We start from the raw sequence: 15,948 nt of genomic DNA on the forward strand, positions 1-15,948 counted from the left end.
CGTTGGGATCTGATAAATAAATGGAGACCGATTCGTTCTCAGATCGCGAAAACGGACGGAACCCGTTCGGGGATGGGCCTACGTGTGTACGACGATGAGTGAAACGAGTGAGGAACGACGGATGCGCGTGACCGAACCCCGCGGCGACACGACGCCCGAGTGGGAGGTGTTCTGCCGGTCCGCGGAGCGCGAGCCGCTCAGCCACGTCGGGAGCATGTCGGCGCCGACAGCGGAGGTGGCCCGCGAGCAGGCGGAGTCGCTGTTCGGGTGGACGGCGCACACGCTCTGGCTCTGTCGCGCCGACGACGTCGCCCGATTCACCGCCCGGGATCTGGGTGCCGAATCCGACGCGGCGGCCGACCCCGACGCGGAAACCGCCGGAGGTGAGTCCCGATGATCTCGATCAGCAAGCTCCTCTGCGACCTCGACGCCGAGGGCGACGGACTCCGCTACGACGACGGCCGCGACTCCGAAAAGGAACAGATCACAGAAGAGCGGACGACGAAGCCGGTCGTCGTCTGGAACCTCACCCGGCGCTGCAACCTCTACTGCGAGCACTGCTACGCCGGGGCCGACCTCGACGCCGCGCCCGGCGAGCTCACGACCGCCGAGGGCAAGCAGCTGCTCGACGAGCTCGCGGACTACGGCGTCCCGGTCGTGCTCTTTTCGGGCGGCGAGCCGCTCGTCCGCGACGACCTCGAAGAGCTGGTCGGCCACGCCGCCGGCAACGGCATCCGCCCCGTGCTCTCGACGAACGGCACGCTCGCGACGCCCGAGCGGGCCGAGGCGCTCCGGGCGGCCGGCCTGAAGTACGCGGGCGTCTCCGTCGACGGGATGCCCGAGCGCAACGACGCCTTCCGCGGCGAGGAGGGCGCCTTCGACGCCGCGGTGCGGGGCATCGAGAACTTCCTCGACGCGGGACTGAAGACGGGGCTCCGGTACACCATCACCGAGAAGAACGCCGCCGATATGGAGTCGGTCGTCGACCTGCTCTCGGAGGTCGGCCTCGACCGCTTCTGCTTTTACCACCTCGATTACGGCGGCCGCGGCGGCGAGATCGCGGACGCGGACCTCTCGCCCGAGGAGCGGCGCCGGGCGGTCGAGCGGCTCTGTGAGATGACCCTCGACTACCACCGGAACGGAGAGGAGATCGAGACCCTGCTCGTCGGCAACTACTGCGACGCCGCGTTCCTTGTCGAGTACGCCCGCGAGCACTTCGGCCAGGCGAAGGCCGACGCCATCCGCCGGTACCTCGAAGTGAACGGCGGCGACCCGACCGGCGAGCGCGTCGCCGACGTTGACTACCAGGGCAACGTCCACCCGACGCAGTTCTGGCAGGGGTACAGCCTCGGCAACGTCCGCGACCGGCCGTTCGGCGCCATCTGGGAGGACGAGTCGAACCCCCTCCTGCGGGCGCTCCGCAACCGCGAGGCGCACCTCTCGGGGCGCTGTGCGAGCTGTCAGTACTATGACATCTGCCGCGGCGGCTCCCGGCTCCGGGCCATCGCCGCCGAGGGCGACGTCTTCGCCCCCGACCCGCAGTGTTACCTGACGCCGCGAGAGCGCCTCGGGCCCGCCGCCGATCCGAGCGGCTCCGCGGCCGACTGACGACGCCGCCGGCAAGACCCGCGGACCGTTTTCCGACCGCTCGCGAATTGCGCCAGCGCCGCCGGCACAAGACTTAGATACCGTGTTTCGGTATCACACACCAACCGATGGCCGACGGCGATCTCACCTTCCCAGAGTGCTGTTCGGTCTGCCCGTACCGGAGCGCATTCACGGCGTCCTGCACGCACGACCTCCGGCAGGCCGTCGTCGCCGAGATCGACGAGTCCCGTCCGTGTCCGATCTACGCCGAGGAGAAGACCGAGGCGATGCGGCAGTTAGCCGAGTCGCTGTGACGGGGCCGTCGGAGCGCGGTCGGGAGGCGCCTAACTCTGGACCGAAACGCTCCGAAGGCGGACCGTCTCCTCCGCCACGCTGGCCCCGGATTCGCGGTACGTGACGGCCGTGGCGACGACGGTCTCGGGTGACTCTCCCGTCGGGAGCGCCCAGGTGTTGGTCAGCGACCGTGATTCGCCCGCCGGAATCCGCCCGGTCGAGGCCCGGTTCTCGACGGTCGTTCCACTGTCGGTCGTCACCGTGCTCAGGCGGAGCTCGTAGGGCGCCTCGGCCGTGTTCTCGACGTCGACGGTCATCTCGAAAGTCCACGAGCCGTCGCTGCCGATGCGGACGACCGCGTCGGTCACGGTCTCGGTCGGCGCCGTCTCGGGCAGCAGTTCGTCCCCGATACCGACGCCCTGGGGCGGCGACGTCGTCGTGGTCGCCGTCGCCTCGCTTTCGCTTCCGTCGCCGCCGAACAGGCGCTCTCGGATCAGCCCGATGAAGGTCGTCGCCTCGATGGCGATCGGGATCCCGATCCCGAGGCCGACCAGGATACGTATCAGCCATCGCCGGCTCACCTCGTCGTCGTCAGCGTCGCTCATATATTCGGGTGGATGTGGTCTCCGAAAGCGCCTCTCGGGGGTGGATCACGTCGGGAAGGGGACGCTTCCCGGCGCGAGGATCCCGTTCTCGATCATTCCCCACAGCGGGAGCCCGTACGCGATCACGACCAGCACGACCGCGATGGCCGCCCAGAGCCGGAGGTTGTCGAGGACGCGCGGCCCGTCGCTCGCGCCCGAGAGCGGTTCGCGGAGCGTGCCGTTGACCCGGAGTTGGGCGGCGCCACGCTGGGAGAGCCACGTCCCCAGCATCACGACCAGGAACATCACCAGTCCGAGGAACAGGAGCGTTCCACCGACGGCGATCTGCGTCTGCATCTCGCTGATGCTCCCCAGGACCGGATCGAAGGGGGCCGCACCGGTATCGCCGAACAGCGGCTTGGCGGTCCGGCGCGGCACCCCCGCGAGTCCGGCGCGGTGCATCGCGTTCGACATCAGCGTCATCCCCACGAACCACACGTACGGCTGCGCGATCGCGATGCGCCGGTGCTGGAGCCGCTTGCCCGTGAGCTGGGGATACAGCCAGTAGCTCGACGCCATCGCGGTCAGGGCGAACGCGGTCCCGACGGTGAGGTGGAAGTGACCGGGGACCCACAGCGTGTTGTGAATGAGGTAGTTGATGTTCATCCCGGCGTTGATCATCCCCGAGAAGCCGCCGGCGGCGAACATCAGTCCCGCGAGCGCCATCCCCGCAAACGCGGGCTTGTCCCACGGGAGCGCGCGGAGCCAGTTGAGGTAGCCCTCGCCGCCGCGCTGACGGGCCCCGTGCTCCATCGACGCCACGACCGTGAACGCGGTCAGAAGCGAGGGGAGCAACAGCATCATCGTGTTCGTCATCGCAATGAACTTGAATCCCTCCGCGATGCCGGGATCGACGTACTGGTGGTGGAACCCGACCGGCGTCGACAAAAGCACGAACAGCACGAACACGACCCGGGCGAGCGGATCGCTGAAGAGCCGGCCGCCCGCGAGCTTCGGCAGGATCGTGTACCAGGCGACGTAGCCGGGGAGAAGCCAGAAGTACACGACCGGGTGGCCGAAGTACCAGAACAGGGTCCGCGTCAGGAGCGGGTCCACCTGGCTGATCCACCCCAGCGACCACGGGATCAGGAAGACCAGCACCTCGACGGCGACCCCGAGCGTCGAGAGGTACCACATAATGAACGTCGTCAGCACCATAAACGTCTGCAGGGGAATCCGGGAGTCGGGGTTGTCGCGCCGCCAGTCGCGGTACGTCAGGAAGTACTCGGCGCCGACGATCCACGAGCCGACGATGAGCAGCGCGGCCCCGACGTAGAACGCGGGGTGGGCTTTCAGCGGCGCGTAGAACGTGTAGAGCACGTCCGCCGATTCGAACGGGAGCCCCGGCGCGAACCCGTTCAGGATCGCGATCGCCGCGAGCGCCGTCCCAACCACCATCGAGCCGAAGCCGAGCCACGCGAGTCGCGGACTCGACATCGGTCGGTCGAGGCTCCGCGTGACCGCCCACAGGAAGAACCCGCAGATGAAGAACGTCGTGAACACGAGCGCCAGGAGCACGCCGTGGCCCGTCAGGACCGTGTAGTACTGCGTGGCGTTGATCGGGAGCAGAGAGCGTAGCGTTCCGGTGCGGTACAGCGCCTGCAGGAGCCCGAAGAACCCGCCGAGCGCGAGCGCCACGAACGCGACCGCGAAGTGCCATCTGGTGAGCTTCGCCACCTTCGGATAGTCGTCGACGAAGGTCATTGGTCGGTCACCCCCTGGGACTGCAGTTCGTACTGGCTGCGGGGGACCACCTCGATGGTCCCCTCCATCGCGTGGTGGGCCGCCCCGCAGTACTCGTTACACGCGATACGGTACGTCCCGGGTTCGTCGAAGTTGACGGTGATTTCGGCGACCTGCCCCGGGATGACCATCGTGTTGACGTTGGTCCCGACGACGTTGAAGCCGTGGGTCACGTCCGAACTGGTGACGTAGAACGTGATCTCGGTGTCGGCCGGGACGCGGATCGGAGAGCTGGACCCGGGCTGGAACGAGAACTGCTGGGCGCGCACGTAGACGTCGTAGCCGCCGTCCTGCGCCTCGTACACTCCGGGCTCTCGGAAGTTCTCGGAGGCGGTCAGGTTCGACGGTTCGACCGTCCCACCCGAGTCGTCCACCATTGCGACGCCGGGACCGACCGCGCCGTAGACGATCGTCGCGATCAGGACCACGATGAGCAGCAGCGATGCACCAAACCAGAGTTTCTCGAATCTGTGTATCTCCATACGTGTATCACCCGATTACCGTCGGCCCGTTTCCGAGGAACTCGACGAAGTACATGAACACCCAGAGCCCCAACAGGATCAGGAAGTACACGACGACGAGCGACGCCGTCCCGACGGGGTCGTACTCGTCGTGGCCGAGTTCGGCGACCGGCTCTTCCGGCGGGGCTTCGGGCGTTCCCGTGCCCGTCTCCTCGTCGTCCTCGCCGAACGACGGTTCGTACTCGACCTCCCCGGCGTCCTCGCCCCGGTAGAAGCTCGCTATGATCGGCGCGAGCATCCCGAGGAGGATCGTCCCGGAGAAGAGGACCTCCCAGAGGGAGATCCCGCCGCCGACCGTTCCCGTCGGCCCGCCGTCGCCCCCGGCGCCGCCCGGCGCCGGACCCACGACGATGGCGCCCTTCATCCCGAGCGAGAGGTGGGGCTGGCAGTAGTACTTGTAGATGCCCTTCGTCTCGAAGGTGTGGCTGTACGTGAAGCCCTGGTTCTCGATGGGCTCGTGGCCCCCCCAGCCCGCGCCGTCGGGCTGGGACTCGACGAGGACGTTGTGGGTGTTCGAGACCCACTCGAAGTTCACCGTCGTCCCCGGCGACACCCGGACGGCGGGCGGCCCGTAGGCGAATGAGCCGCCGTTGCCCTGGGAGCCGACCTGAATCGTGACCTCGTCCTGGCCGGTCCGATCGACGGTCGTCCCGTCGTAGTTCCCGACCGCGCCGCCCTTGGCGCTGCTCGTGAACCACCCGCCGTAGTTCCCGACCGCGACGCCGCCTCCGCCTCCGCCGCCGCTCCCGCCGCTCGATCCGGAGCTGACGACGATGGCGCCTTTCATTCCCAGCGAGAGGTGGGGCTGGCAGTAGTACTTGTAGGTGCCCTTCGTCTCGAAGGTATGACTGAACGAGAACCCCTGGTTCTCGATCGCCTCGTGGCCCTGCCAACTCGCGCCGTCGGGCTGGGACTCGACGAGGACGTTGTGGGTGTTCGAGACCCACTCGAAGACGACCTCGGTTCCGGGCGAGATCTCGACGGCGGGCGGCCCGTAGGCGAAGGAGCCGCCGTTGCCCTGGGAGCCGACCTGGATCGTGACCTGATCCTGGCCGGTCCGGTCGACGGTCGTCCCGTCGTAGTTGCCTACCGCTCCGCCCTTGGCGTTGCTCGTGAACCATCCGCCGTACTCCTGGGCCGTGGCCGCCCCCGAGGCCGCCGTCCCCGCGGCGACGGCCGTCGCGGATCCGGCGGCCGCACGGAGGAGCCCGCGGCGCGAAACGCTCGTGTCTTTGCCTGTCATAGTGCTATCTCGACTGATCGAAAGCGGCTACCGAAGCAGTCCGTGGCAAACGGTCGCATACAGAACACCGGCCGGACGGATCGACGACCGACGCCGCCCGTTCGGTCACGACGCGTGACCGATCCCGGCCGTCTCTGACGGCCGTAGCGACCGACTCCCGTGCTACGCTTTCGTCCACGCCCGACTTTCCTCGCGTGTGGGTTAAAAAGGGATACTATATTCTCAGTCGGTGAAAACAGCGTCAACTACTAAGCCCGCGGGCCCCACACCGGCGTGTATGAACCTCGGGCCACAGTTCGTCGCCGCAGTCCTGTTGCTCGCGCTCGTCCCGGTGGCCGCGTTCGCGCTCGCGCAGACGGGGATGGCCGCCGTGGCGCTCGTGAACGTGCTCCTGATCTTCGGCTGCCTGTACTACGTCCTCTCGGTTCGGGACGAGCCGCTCGCGCCGGTCGGGGAGTAGTCCCGCGATGACCGCGGGGACGACGGGCGCCGCGGCCCCGGACGTCGGCGTCGCGGCGCTCTTCGTCGTCGGCCTGTTCGGCGGTGCGCACTGCCTGGGGATGTGCGGACCGCTGGTGACGATGTACGGCGAACGGTTCGAGAGCGACGGCCGCGGACCGACCGCCCGGGCGCTCCGCCAACACGCGCTGTTCAACGCCGGCCGTACCCTGAGCTACGCCGCCATCGGAGCCCTGCTCGGCGCGCTCGGCGGCGCGGTCGTCGACGCGGGCGCGCTCGTGTCCGCCGGGACGCTCGTCCGGGGCGCGGCGGGAATCGTCGTCGGCGCGGTCGTGATCGCCGTCGGCGTCAGCTACGTGACGGGCGGCGGCATTGACCTCGCGAGCGGGTCCGTCCCGGTCGTCGGCGACGTCTTCGCCGCGGTCTCGGCCCGGCTCACCGCGCGCGTGGACACGTGGGCGACGGGACCGAAGATCGCCGGCCTGGGGGCGATGCACGGGCTGCTCCCGTGTCCGATCCTCTACCCGGCGTTCCTCTACGCGCTGTCGACCGGCTCGGCCGTCTCCGGCGGCCTGGCGCTCGGCGCGCTCGGGCTCGGGACGTTCCCGTCGCTGTTCGTCTACGGGACCGTGCTCGATTCGGTCGGCGCACCGCTCAGGCGACGGCTCCACCGCGGCATCGGCGTCGCCTTCGTGATCGCCGGGACGATCCCGCTCGCGAAGGGGCTGACCGCGCTCGGGTGGGCCGTGCCGCACATCCCGCTGCCGATGCCGCCGATGCCGACCTGACGACGACGAACCACACCGATGACCTGCACGCTCTGTGACCTTCCGACGCCCGATCCGCCCCTCACAGACCCCGAGGTCCCCGGCGAGTACTGCTGCCGGGGCTGTCTGGAGGTCGCGCGGACGGTCGAGGACCCGACGGACGTCGACGGCGAGACGGCCGCCGAGTCGGTCGACGCCGGCCCCGACGACGCCGAGGGCGAGACCGCCTTCCTCTCGGTGTCGGGGATGCACTGTGCGACCTGCGAGGCGTTCATCGAGTCCCGCGCGACCGACCGCGCGGGCGTCCGGTCGGCCTCGGCGAGCTACCCGACCGAGACGGTCAAGGTGACCTACGACCCCGACGAGACCGACCGCGAGGCGATCGCGGCCGCGATCAGCGGGCTGGGCTATCGCGCCGACGCCAGGGACGTCGGCGACGACGCGGACGAGACGGTCTCGACTGGGCGCCTGCTCGTCGGCGGCTTCTTCGGGATGATGACGATGCTGTGGTACCTCCTCTTCCTGTACCCCGTCTATCTGGAGGTGTCGCCGGAGCTCCTCCTGTTCGACCTCTCGGGATCGGCCGGCGCGTACCTCGTCGCGAACGTCTGGCTGATGGCGACGGTCGTGCTCGGCTACACCGGCTACCCGCTGTTCCGCGGCGCCTACGTGAGCCTCCGCGCCGGCCACCCGAATATGGACCTGCTGGTCGCGCTCGCGGCGGCCGCCGCCTACGCCTACAGCACGGTCGTCGCCCTGTTCGGCGGGACCGAGGTGTACTTCGACGTCGCCGTGGTGGTGGTGCTCGCGGTCGCCGTCGGCAACTACTACGAGGGGGCAATCAAACGCCGGGCGGCGGGGCGGCTCGCCGACCTGACCGCCGAGCGCGTCAGCGAGGCGCGACGGCGGACCGACTCGGGCACCGAGACCGTCGACGTCGAGTCGCTCACGCCCGGCGACGAGGTCGTGGCGACGGCGGGCGACCGCGTCCCCGTCGACGGGCCGGTCGTCGAGGGGCGGGCGACCGTCGACGAGTCGCTCGTGACCGGGGAGTCGACGCCCGTCGCCAAGGAGCCCGGCGACGAGGCCATCGGCGGCGCTGTCGTCGTCGACGGCCGTCTCGTCGTCGCCGTCGAAGCCGGCGAAGAGAGCACGCTCGACCGCGTCGTGCGGACGCTCTGGGACGTCCAGAGCACGCGCCCCGGCGCCCAGCGGCTCGCGGACCGCATCGCGGCCGTCTTCGTGCCGCTCGTGTTCGTGCTCGCGGGGATCGCGACGGGCTGGCAGCTCTTCGCCGGCGCCCGGCCGGGGGCCGCGCTGCTCGTCGGGCTCTCCGTGCTCGTGGTGTCGTGTCCGTGCGCGCTCGGCCTCGCCACGCCGCTGGCGGTCGCCCGCGGCGTCCGCGAGGCCCTTGACGCCGGCGTGGTGATCACGGACGCGTCGGCCTTCGAGGCGGCGCCCGACGCCGACACCGTCGTCTTCGACAAGACCGGGACGCTCACGACGGGTGAGATGCGGATCCTCGACCGCGTCGGCGACGACCGCGTGCCCGCCCGCGCGGCGGCGATCGAGCAGTACGCCGACCACCCCGTCGCGGCGGCGATCGTCGACGACGTCGACGCCGCCCTCCCGTCGGTCGCGGACTTCGAGCGCGCGCCCGGTCGGGGCGTCACGGGGCGGTTGGCCGCTCGCGCCGACGGCGCCACGCAGCGGACCGACGAGGCGGCACGGCGCGCCGACGGAGTCGCGGTCGCCGCCGGGAGCCTCGACCTCTTCGAGTCGCGGGACTGGGAGATCCCCGAGACGTACTCCGAGCGCGCCCGCGAGGCCAGCGCCGAGGGGAACGTCCCCGTCCTCGTCGGCTGGGACGGGCGCGTCGAGGGCGTGCTCGTGGCCGGCGACCGCCCGCGCCCGGAGTGGGAGGCCGTCGTCGACGACCTCGCCGCGGACAGGCGGGTCGTCGTGCTGACCGGCGACGACTCGGCGGCCGCGGCGCGCTTCCGGGCGCACGACGGCGTCTCGGAGGTCTTCGCGGGCGTGCCGCCGGAGGGCAAGACGGCCGTCGTCGAGCAGTTCGCCGGCGACGGGACCGTCGCGATGGTCGGCGACGGCGTCAACGACGCGCCCGCGCTGGCCGCCGCCGACCTGGGCATCGCCCTGGATCACACGGCGCTGGCCGCCGGCGCCGCCGACGCCGTCGTCACGACCGAGGACCTGACGGCCGCGCCGGCGGTGTTCGACCTGACCGCGGCGACGAACGGCCGCATCAAGCAGAACCTCGGCTGGGCGTTCGTCTACAACGCCGTCGCCCTCCCGCTGGCGGTCGCGGGGGCGCTCAACCCCCTGCTGGCGGCGGTCGCGATGGGGACGAGCAGCCTCCTCGTCGTCCTCAACTCCTCGCGCTCGCTCCTATCCGAGGCGGAGGAGTGACCCGGCCAACGGGCAGGGAGATAGCGGAACCCCGAACCGGGAACCGAGAGCTACAAGTCGCGAGCGCCCAAGGACCGGATAGCTCCGATGATCGAGGAGGCCCCCTCCGCGGACCTCGACGGCTTCCGCCCCGGCGACCCGTACGACCTCGACCTCCCCGAGCGGTGGTCGGCGCAGTACCGGGACCGGACGGCCGTCTACGAGAACGACCGCGGCGACCACCGCGTCCGCATCGTCGAGTTCTCGAAGGGGCTCTCGCTGTACTGGTGGGTCGACGTGTACGTCGGCGACGAGGAGTGGCGCCGTCAGGAGGTCGGCCTCGGCGAGAGCTACACCGATCCCGACGACGCCGTCGCGGCCGTCGAGTCGTACCTGGAGATCGTCGCCGAGGCGGACCCCGATTCCGGTTCCCATTCCGGACTCGATGACGCAACGGCCCCGGACTCGGACGTGCTCGCGAGGACGCACCTTCCGGGCCCCGAGGGCTGGACGCTGGCGGACGCGATCCCCGACGGTGCCGGCGAGTCGGTCAGAGAGGGACGCGACGGCCCCGACCGCACCGACTCCGAGCGGTAGCCGTCGGCGGGACGCCGCGGCGCTCTCACCGCCGGAGGGGTGGAATTTTTCCCGGTACCCGCCGAACGGTCGCGTATGACCCGAGAGCCGCCAATCGACGTCGGTCAGATCCTGGTGCCCGTCGACGGACGCGAGAGCGCGCTCCCAGCGCTCGATCACGCCGTATCGCTCGCGGACGAGTCGGGGGCGAGCGTCCACCTCCTGGCCGTGGTCGATCCGTACGGCCTGTCGAGCGTCACAGAGCGGACAGAGGTAGAAGCGGACCTCGAAGACGCCGTCGCCGACGCCGCCGCCCGGGTGCAGGACGCGGGCGTCGCGGTCCGCACCGCCGTCGAGTCCGGGTTCCCCCACGAGGAGATCCTCGGATACGTCGACCGCGAGGGGATCGACCTAGTCGCGATGGGCACCCACGGCCGCACCGGGCTGGACCGCTACCTGCTCGGCAGCGTCGCCGAGAAGGTCGTCCGCCTCTCGCCCGTGCCCGTTCTCACCGTCCGGCCGGACGCCGCCGGCGAGCGGCCCTACCGCGACGTCGTCGTGCCCACCGACGGCAGCGACGCTGCGGCCCCCGCCGAGCGCTGGGGCGTCGGCGTCGCCGCTCGGTCCGAGGCCGCCGTTCACGCCCTCTCGGTCGTGCCGCGGGAGCCGATCCGGTCGAGCGAGACGCGCGCCGCGTACGAGGACGCCGCGGAGGCGGCGATCGAACGCGTCCGGGCCCGCGCCGACGACGTCGGCGTCGCGTTCGACGGCGCGGTCGAACACGGCGTGCCGCACCGCGGGATCCTCGACTACGCCGACCGGACCGGCGCGGATCTCGTCGTGATCGGCACCCACGGCCGCACCGGCGTCGAGCGGTTCGTCCTCGGGAGCGTCGCCGAGAAGGTCGTGCGGCTCTCGGAGACGCCGGTGCTCGTCGTGCCCTCCGAGTGACGGCCCGTACGAGCCGGAGATGACCGCACTGCCGTCGAAACGTCACGCTTACTCCCGTCGCTCGCAACGCTCGGGTATGGCCGTCCCCTGCGTCCGCGTGCCGACGAGCCGGGGCGAGGAGACCCGGAGCGCCCTCGCCGAGCGCGGTCTCCTCGACCGCGACCGCGAGATAACCGCCGAGGGAGGCGCGCTCTACATCCCCGTGACGGACCCGGCGGCCGTCCCCGACGACTTCGAGGTCGTCGACTACGACGCCCCGCAGCGGGAGACACAGACCTCTCCCGCGGACCTTCTCGGCTTCGAGCCGTCCTACGAACGGCTCGGCGACATCGTCATCCTCGACGAAGACGACGACGAGCGCGCCCGCCGAATCGCCGACGCCGTCGTCGAGTCCGACCTCCGCGCGGCGACCGTCGTCAATCGCGCCTCCAAGGTCCGGGGTGAGCTCCGGGTCCGCGACTGGGACGTGCTGGCGGGCGCCTCGACCGAGACGGTCCACCGCGAGTACGGCTACGAGTTCGCCCTCGACATCGCCGAGGTGTACTTCTCGCCGCGTCTCGCGACCGAACGCCACCGGGTGATCGAGCAGGTCGGAGCCGGGGAGCGCGCCGTGGATATGTTCGCCGGCGTCGGCCCCTTCGCGGTCCCGATGGCCGGCCGCGGCGCCGCGGTCGTCGGCTGCGACCTCAATCCGGCGGCCGTCGAGTACCTGCGGGAGAACGCCCGGCGGAACGGCGTCGACGAGCGGCTCACCGCCATTCACGGCGACGTCCGCGCGCTCCCCGACGAACACGGCTACGCGGACTGGGCCGACCGCCTGGTGATGAATCTCCCGCACAGCGCCGACGACTTCCTGGACGCGGCGGTCGCGCTCGCCGGCGAGGAGTGCGTCCTCCACTACTACGACATCCAGCACGAGGACGACCCGTTCGGGCCGGGCGAGCGGGCGGTCCGGGCGGCCGCCGAGGCCGCCGAACCGACCTACGACGTCGCCGTCGAGACTGAACGCGTCGTCCGCTCGTACGCGCCCCACGAGTACAACGTCTGTCTCGACGTCCGCCTCACGGCGCGGTGATTCGGAAGCCTTTTCTTCGTCATCGAAGTACGGTCGAGTGCGTCCGCGCCGGAGTAGCTCAGCTGGCAGAGCGATTCCTTCGTAAGGAATAGGCCGAGGGTTCAAATCCCTCCTCCGGCTCTTCTGACGAACGTAGTGAGGCTGAACGCCCAGAGGGATTTGAATCGGGGAGGAGGTGTGCTGACCGTGGTTCAGACCGCCTCCTCCGGCTCTCTCTGCGCCGACGTGACAGCGTGAATCCGCGGCCGTCACGTCAACGATCGAAACGTACAGGTCCTCGCCCGAGTACGGCGAACTGTGCGCCGTCTCTCGATCGCGTTCGTACTCGTCATCGGGCTCTGCGCCCTGGCCGTCGGCTTCGGCGTGCAGTTCAACGGGACCGACGTATATCCCGATCCCGCGGCCATCGACGCCGACTACGCGGCTCACGTCGGCGAGCGCGCGCACCTCTGGACGGAGGCCGTCGGAACCGAGAACGGGAGGCTCGTCGTCGAGACTGAGGGGCTCTATCTCCGTGTTTCGGACCCGCCACCGGCGGCCGTCGAGGTCGGCGATCACGTCCAGATCTACGGGACGTTCGGCCCCGACCGACAGTTCGAGACCGAGGCCTACCACGTACAGTCCGCCGGCGGCGTCTGGTATATGTACGGCGTCTCGGTCGTCGGGATCGCGCTCGCGGCCGGGCTGTTCCTGCGGCGGTGGCGGATCGACCCCGACCAGTGGCGGTTCGTTCCCCGCGGAGGCGAGTGATGCCGGACCTCCTCACTCACGTCCTGCTGGCGTACGCCGCCGCCGGCCTCCTCGCCTGGCGGACGCGGTTCCCGGAGCGGTACGTCCCGGTCGTCTGCGTGGGCGCGACGATGCCCGACGCGATGAAGGCCGCCGTCGTCGCCGACGTGGCGATCGGCAGCGTCTTCGGCGTGCCGTACTCGTTCTGGGGGCTGCACACGCTCGGAGGAGTGGTGGCTCTCGGCGGGCTCGGCGCGCTGACGATCCGGAGCGCCGATCGGCGGGCCGCGCTGGGCGCGCTCGTCGCCGGCGGCATCGGCCACCTCGTCCTCGACCTGCTCGTGATCCGCGTCGACGGGCTCGGGCCGCCGTACCTGTTCCCGCTCACGGGCTGGCTGCCGCCGGCCGGCAATCTGTACGCCAGTTCGGACCTGTGGCCCGTCGCCGTCGCCCTGGCCGTGGCCGTGCCGGTCTGGATCGCCCGCGAGGTGTGGTGATCGTCGGACTGCTGGATATCGTATTTAATATTCTAGTAGACCAGTCTCACGCCTGTAGAAGGCATTTAATCGATGTTTGAGGAATATTCCACGGCCAATTATCTATTTTGATAGTACTATGCCAACACATAAACGGCATCGCGAGCAAATACCTCTATGAACGACTGGTCGGGAGCGGCGGACGCGTTCGATTCGCGCCTCCCCCAGTTTGCGCAGGGCGTCGGCGTCGCGATCGTCCTCGCCCACTTGCTGTTGTACGTCGCCGCCGTCGAGTCGCCCGGAGCCACGGCTTCGGTCGAGGGGTTTCTCGTCGGCGCGGTCACGATCTATCCCTTCGCCGCGGCGACCGTGTACGGCGGTCGGCGGCTCCAGCGCGGCGACCTCCCGCGGGAGCACTACGGGCGGATCCGGAACTGGTTTCTCGGTGGCCTCGTCGGGTTCCTGGCGCTGAATCTGGCGATGATCGCGACCTGGCCCGCCGGGTCGGTGTTCAACTACGTCGGCCGGGCGCTGTTCGCGGCGGCCGTCGGCGGGGCGGTGGGCCTGGGCGTCGGCCTCATCGAAGCGCGCCGGATCTGGCAGGCCGTTCGGGCCGATCGGCAGCGGCAGCGTCGCCGAGAGATCGAGGCGCGGAACGATCGACTGGCGGACTTCGCGGAGTCGGTCGCACACGACCTCCGGAACCCGCTCAACGTCGCCGCCGGTAATCTGGAGCTCGCGCGGCGGGAGCCGAAAGAGCGGTACTTCGCGAACATCGAATCCGCGCACGATCGGATGGCGACCCTCATCGATCAGTCGCTGAGACTGGCCCGGAGCGGCCGTGAGATCGACGAGCTGGAGTCGGTCGAACTGACGACCTTCGCCGAGCGCTGCTGGTCGAACGTCCCGACCGACGACTCCCGGCTCGACCTCGGCGCCCCGGCGACCATCGACGCCGACCCCGAGCGGCTCACCCAGCTCCTCGAAAATCTGTTCCGGAACGCCGTCGAACACAGTTCCGAAAGCCCCTCGTCGGTCTCGGGAGCGCGCGCCGGGGGCGATAGCGAGGGTCGGGGAGGCGACTTCTATCGAGGGGCCGCGAGCGCGGCTCCGAACGCCGGAGTCGACGCGGGCGAGGGCGCTGGAAGCGAGGCCGACGCTTCTGCGGCGAGCGAGGGCACCGGTACCGGAGACGAGGCCGACGCGTCCGCGGCGGACGAGGTGAGTGAGAAGCCCGGCGTGACCGTGTCCGTCGGCCCGCTCCCCGACGGCGCGGGCTTCTACGTCGCGGACGACGGCCCCGGGATCCCGGAGGCCGAACGCTCGAAGGTGCTCGAATCGGGCTACTCCCGGAGCGACGACGGGAGCGGGCTCGGGCTGGCGATCGTGAGCCGGATCGCCGACGCCCACGGCTGGTCCGTCGAGATCGGCGAGAGCGACACCGGGGGCGCGCGGTTCGAGTTCCACGTCACCGAGGACGAGTGAGTCCGGGCCCTCGGCGGGGCGACTCCGCGCCCTTTATTTCGGAGCCGCGGGCACCGAGTAGGTATGGACACCGCCGGCCGGCACGGGACTGCGCGGGGCCTCCTCGATCTCACGCGCCCCGGCAACGCGGTCGCGGCCGGGGTGCTCACGTTCACGGGCGCGTTCGTCGCCGCCGGCTTCGGCGCGGCTCCGGTCGCGGTCGCCGCGGCGGTCGCCGCCACCGTCTTCGCGACCGCCGCGGGCAACGCGATCAACGACTACTTCGATCGCGACATCGATCGCATCAACCGCCCCGAGCGGCCGATCCCGCGCGGGGCGGTCTCGGCCCGCGGCGCCCTCGCGTTCAGCGTCGCCCTGTTCCTCGGGGCCGTCGTGGCGGCGCTCGTCCTCCCGCTGGCCGCCATCGCCATCGCCGTGCTGAACCTCCTCGCGCTCGTCGCTTACACGGAGCTGTTCAAGGGGCTCCCCGGCGTCGGCAACGTCGTCGTCGCGTACCTGACCGGGTCGACGTTCCTCTTCGGCGCCGCCGCGGTCGGGATGCTGACCCACCCCGCCGCGCTCGTGCTGTTCGCGCTGGCGGGCCTGGCGACGGTGACCCGCGAGATCGTGAAGGACGTCGAGGACGTCGCCGGCGACAGGGAGGAGGGACTCCGGACGCTGCCGATCGTGATCGGTGAGAGGGCGGCGCTGTGGGCGGCGCTCGCCGTGCTCGTCGTCGCCGTCCTCGCCAGCGCGGTCCCGTATCTGATGGGGACCTTCGGGCTCGCGTACGTGGTCCTCGTCGTGCCCGCCGACGCGGTGATGTTCGACGGCGCGCGCCGCGGGTTCACAGACCCCGCGACGGCACAGCGGCGCCTGAAGCGCGGGATGTTCCTCGCGACGGCCGCGTTCGTGGTCGGGCGGGTAGTCACGGCCGTCGCCTGATTCCGGCGAATCACACGACGGCGCAGAGCTGTGACGGCCGCTCCGTGGCCGAGAGGGTCTCGGGA

General features: G+C 70.4%; 17 protein-coding genes and 1 tRNA gene. 14 read left to right on the forward strand and 4 right to left on the reverse strand.

Translation table 11 applies throughout. The annotated features are described in order from the left end of the window. The first annotated feature begins 94 nt into the window (after positions 1-94). The 3 genes from ACQUQ0_RS11950 (at position 95) to ACQUQ0_RS11960 (ending at position 1,901) form a co-directional block, all read left to right on the forward strand. Positions 95-397 carry an Htur_1727 family rSAM-partnered candidate RiPP gene (locus tag ACQUQ0_RS11950; RefSeq protein WP_435185287.1) on the forward strand — a complete coding sequence of 101 codons (303 nt, stop codon included), beginning with the start codon at positions 95-97 and terminating at the stop codon, positions 395-397. Further along, entirely contained in the window at positions 394-1,608 is a 1,215-nt protein-coding gene (locus ACQUQ0_RS11955; protein ID WP_435185289.1) for a TIGR04347 family pseudo-SAM/SPASM protein, read from the forward strand. The genes ACQUQ0_RS11950 and ACQUQ0_RS11955 overlap by 4 nt, the downstream gene beginning before the upstream one ends. 107 nt (positions 1,609-1,715) lie before the next feature. Further along, positions 1,716-1,901 carry a hypothetical protein gene (locus ACQUQ0_RS11960; protein ID WP_435185291.1) on the forward strand — a complete coding sequence of 62 codons (186 nt, stop codon included), beginning with the start codon at positions 1,716-1,718 and terminating at the stop codon, positions 1,899-1,901. A 30-nt stretch (positions 1,902-1,931) separates the two neighbouring features. Here ACQUQ0_RS11960 and ACQUQ0_RS11965 read toward each other — a convergent pair whose 3' ends face one another. The 4 genes from ACQUQ0_RS11965 to ACQUQ0_RS11980 are packed head-to-tail and all read right to left on the reverse strand — an operon-like array spanning position 1,932 to position 6,032. Next, positions 1,932-2,486 (reverse strand): hypothetical protein, encoded by a 555-nt coding sequence (locus tag ACQUQ0_RS11965; protein ID WP_435185293.1) that lies wholly within the window; start codon positions 2,484-2,486, stop codon positions 1,932-1,934. Between the two features lie 45 nt (positions 2,487-2,531). Further along, positions 2,532-4,229: a b(o/a)3-type cytochrome-c oxidase subunit 1 gene (locus ACQUQ0_RS11970; RefSeq protein ID WP_435185294.1), complete on the reverse strand. Its 1,698-nt coding sequence runs from the start codon at positions 4,227-4,229 to the stop codon at positions 2,532-2,534. Continuing rightward, complete coding sequence (locus tag ACQUQ0_RS11975; protein WP_435185296.1) at positions 4,226-4,750, reverse strand: cytochrome c oxidase subunit II; 525 nt, start codon at positions 4,748-4,750, stop codon at positions 4,226-4,228. The genes ACQUQ0_RS11970 and ACQUQ0_RS11975 overlap by 4 nt, the downstream gene beginning before the upstream one ends. Before the next feature lie 7 nt (positions 4,751-4,757). After that, on the reverse strand, positions 4,758-6,032 hold the full coding sequence (locus ACQUQ0_RS11980) for a halocyanin domain-containing protein (protein ID WP_435185298.1): 1,275 nt from the start codon (positions 6,030-6,032) through the stop codon (positions 4,758-4,760). 277 nt (positions 6,033-6,309) lie between these two features. Between ACQUQ0_RS11980 and ACQUQ0_RS11985 the strand changes: the two genes are divergently transcribed. The 11 genes from ACQUQ0_RS11985 (at position 6,310) to ACQUQ0_RS12035 (ending at position 15,883) form a co-directional block, all read left to right on the forward strand. Further along, a complete protein-coding gene (locus ACQUQ0_RS11985; RefSeq protein ID WP_435185299.1) occupies positions 6,310-6,492 on the forward strand; it encodes a hypothetical protein in 183 nt (60 codons plus the stop codon). Between the two features lie 7 nt (positions 6,493-6,499). After that, positions 6,500-7,279, forward strand: a complete 780-nt coding sequence (locus tag ACQUQ0_RS11990) for a sulfite exporter TauE/SafE family protein (RefSeq protein WP_435185300.1) — start codon at positions 6,500-6,502, stop codon at positions 7,277-7,279. 18 nt (positions 7,280-7,297) lie between these two features. Continuing rightward, positions 7,298-9,688, forward strand: a complete 2,391-nt coding sequence (locus ACQUQ0_RS11995) for a heavy metal translocating P-type ATPase (protein WP_435185301.1) — start codon at positions 7,298-7,300, stop codon at positions 9,686-9,688. 87 nt (positions 9,689-9,775) lie between these two features. Further along, entirely contained in the window at positions 9,776-10,264 is a 489-nt protein-coding gene (locus tag ACQUQ0_RS12000) for a hypothetical protein (protein ID WP_435185302.1), read from the forward strand. 75 nt (positions 10,265-10,339) lie between these two features. Then, positions 10,340-11,194, forward strand: coding sequence for a universal stress protein (locus ACQUQ0_RS12005; RefSeq protein ID WP_435185303.1), 855 nt, complete (start codon positions 10,340-10,342; stop codon positions 11,192-11,194). Between the two features lie 76 nt (positions 11,195-11,270). After that, complete coding sequence (locus ACQUQ0_RS12010; RefSeq protein WP_435185305.1) at positions 11,271-12,269, forward strand: class I SAM-dependent methyltransferase; 999 nt, start codon at positions 11,271-11,273, stop codon at positions 12,267-12,269. A 47-nt stretch (positions 12,270-12,316) separates the two neighbouring features. Next, positions 12,317-12,389, forward strand: a tRNA-Thr gene (locus tag ACQUQ0_RS12015). A gap of 177 nt (positions 12,390-12,566) precedes the next feature. Then, the gene (locus ACQUQ0_RS12020; RefSeq protein WP_435185306.1) at positions 12,567-13,019 is read left to right on the forward strand and encodes a hypothetical protein; all 453 of its coding nucleotides are present in this window, start codon (positions 12,567-12,569) and stop codon (positions 13,017-13,019) included. After that, complete coding sequence (locus ACQUQ0_RS12025; RefSeq protein WP_435185308.1) at positions 13,019-13,495, forward strand: metal-dependent hydrolase; 477 nt, start codon at positions 13,019-13,021, stop codon at positions 13,493-13,495. The genes ACQUQ0_RS12020 and ACQUQ0_RS12025 overlap by 1 nt, the downstream gene beginning before the upstream one ends. A 156-nt stretch (positions 13,496-13,651) precedes the next feature. After that, positions 13,652-14,959: a sensor histidine kinase gene (locus ACQUQ0_RS12030; protein ID WP_435185309.1), complete on the forward strand. Its 1,308-nt coding sequence runs from the start codon at positions 13,652-13,654 to the stop codon at positions 14,957-14,959. 63 nt (positions 14,960-15,022) lie between these two features. Then, entirely contained in the window at positions 15,023-15,883 is an 861-nt protein-coding gene (locus tag ACQUQ0_RS12035) for a geranylgeranylglycerol-phosphate geranylgeranyltransferase (protein WP_435185311.1), read from the forward strand. Positions 15,884-15,948: the final 65 nt, after the last annotated feature.

The sequence above is a fragment of the Halobellus sp. EA9 genome, from assembly GCF_051195055.1.
GTDB classification, from domain to species: Archaea; Halobacteriota; Halobacteria; order Halobacteriales; family Haloferacaceae; genus Haloquadratum; species Haloquadratum rubicundus.

Excerpts from the sequence above, each read along its gene's own strand:
- ACQUQ0_RS11960 (WP_435185291.1), top strand. The coding sequence starts at position 1,716 with ATGGCCGACGGCGATCTCACCTTCCCAGAGTGCTGTTCGGTCTGCCCG.
- ACQUQ0_RS12010 (WP_435185305.1), top strand. The coding sequence starts at position 11,271 with ATGGCCGTCCCCTGCGTCCGCGTGCCGACGAGCCGGGGCGAGGAGACC.
- ACQUQ0_RS12030 (WP_435185309.1), top strand. The coding sequence starts at position 13,652 with ATGAACGACTGGTCGGGAGCGGCGGACGCGTTCGATTCGCGCCTCCCC.
- ACQUQ0_RS11955 (WP_435185289.1), top strand. The coding sequence starts at position 394 with ATGATCTCGATCAGCAAGCTCCTCTGCGACCTCGACGCCGAGGGCGAC.
- ACQUQ0_RS11965 (WP_435185293.1), bottom strand. The coding sequence starts at position 2,486 with ATGAGCGACGCTGACGACGACGAGGTGAGCCGGCGATGGCTGATACGT.
- ACQUQ0_RS12005 (WP_435185303.1), top strand. The coding sequence starts at position 10,340 with ATGACCCGAGAGCCGCCAATCGACGTCGGTCAGATCCTGGTGCCCGTC.
- ACQUQ0_RS12035 (WP_435185311.1), top strand. The coding sequence starts at position 15,023 with ATGGACACCGCCGGCCGGCACGGGACTGCGCGGGGCCTCCTCGATCTC.
- ACQUQ0_RS12025 (WP_435185308.1), top strand. The coding sequence starts at position 13,019 with ATGCCGGACCTCCTCACTCACGTCCTGCTGGCGTACGCCGCCGCCGGC.
- ACQUQ0_RS11950 (WP_435185287.1), top strand. The coding sequence starts at position 95 with ATGAGTGAAACGAGTGAGGAACGACGGATGCGCGTGACCGAACCCCGC.
- ACQUQ0_RS11975 (WP_435185296.1), bottom strand. The coding sequence starts at position 4,750 with ATGGAGATACACAGATTCGAGAAACTCTGGTTTGGTGCATCGCTGCTG.
- ACQUQ0_RS11990 (WP_435185300.1), top strand. The coding sequence starts at position 6,500 with ATGACCGCGGGGACGACGGGCGCCGCGGCCCCGGACGTCGGCGTCGCG.
- ACQUQ0_RS11980 (WP_435185298.1), bottom strand. The coding sequence starts at position 6,032 with ATGACAGGCAAAGACACGAGCGTTTCGCGCCGCGGGCTCCTCCGTGCG.
- ACQUQ0_RS11985 (WP_435185299.1), top strand. The coding sequence starts at position 6,310 with ATGAACCTCGGGCCACAGTTCGTCGCCGCAGTCCTGTTGCTCGCGCTC.
- ACQUQ0_RS11995 (WP_435185301.1), top strand. The coding sequence starts at position 7,298 with ATGACCTGCACGCTCTGTGACCTTCCGACGCCCGATCCGCCCCTCACA.
- ACQUQ0_RS11970 (WP_435185294.1), bottom strand. The coding sequence starts at position 4,229 with ATGACCTTCGTCGACGACTATCCGAAGGTGGCGAAGCTCACCAGATGG.
- ACQUQ0_RS12000 (WP_435185302.1), top strand. The coding sequence starts at position 9,776 with ATGATCGAGGAGGCCCCCTCCGCGGACCTCGACGGCTTCCGCCCCGGC.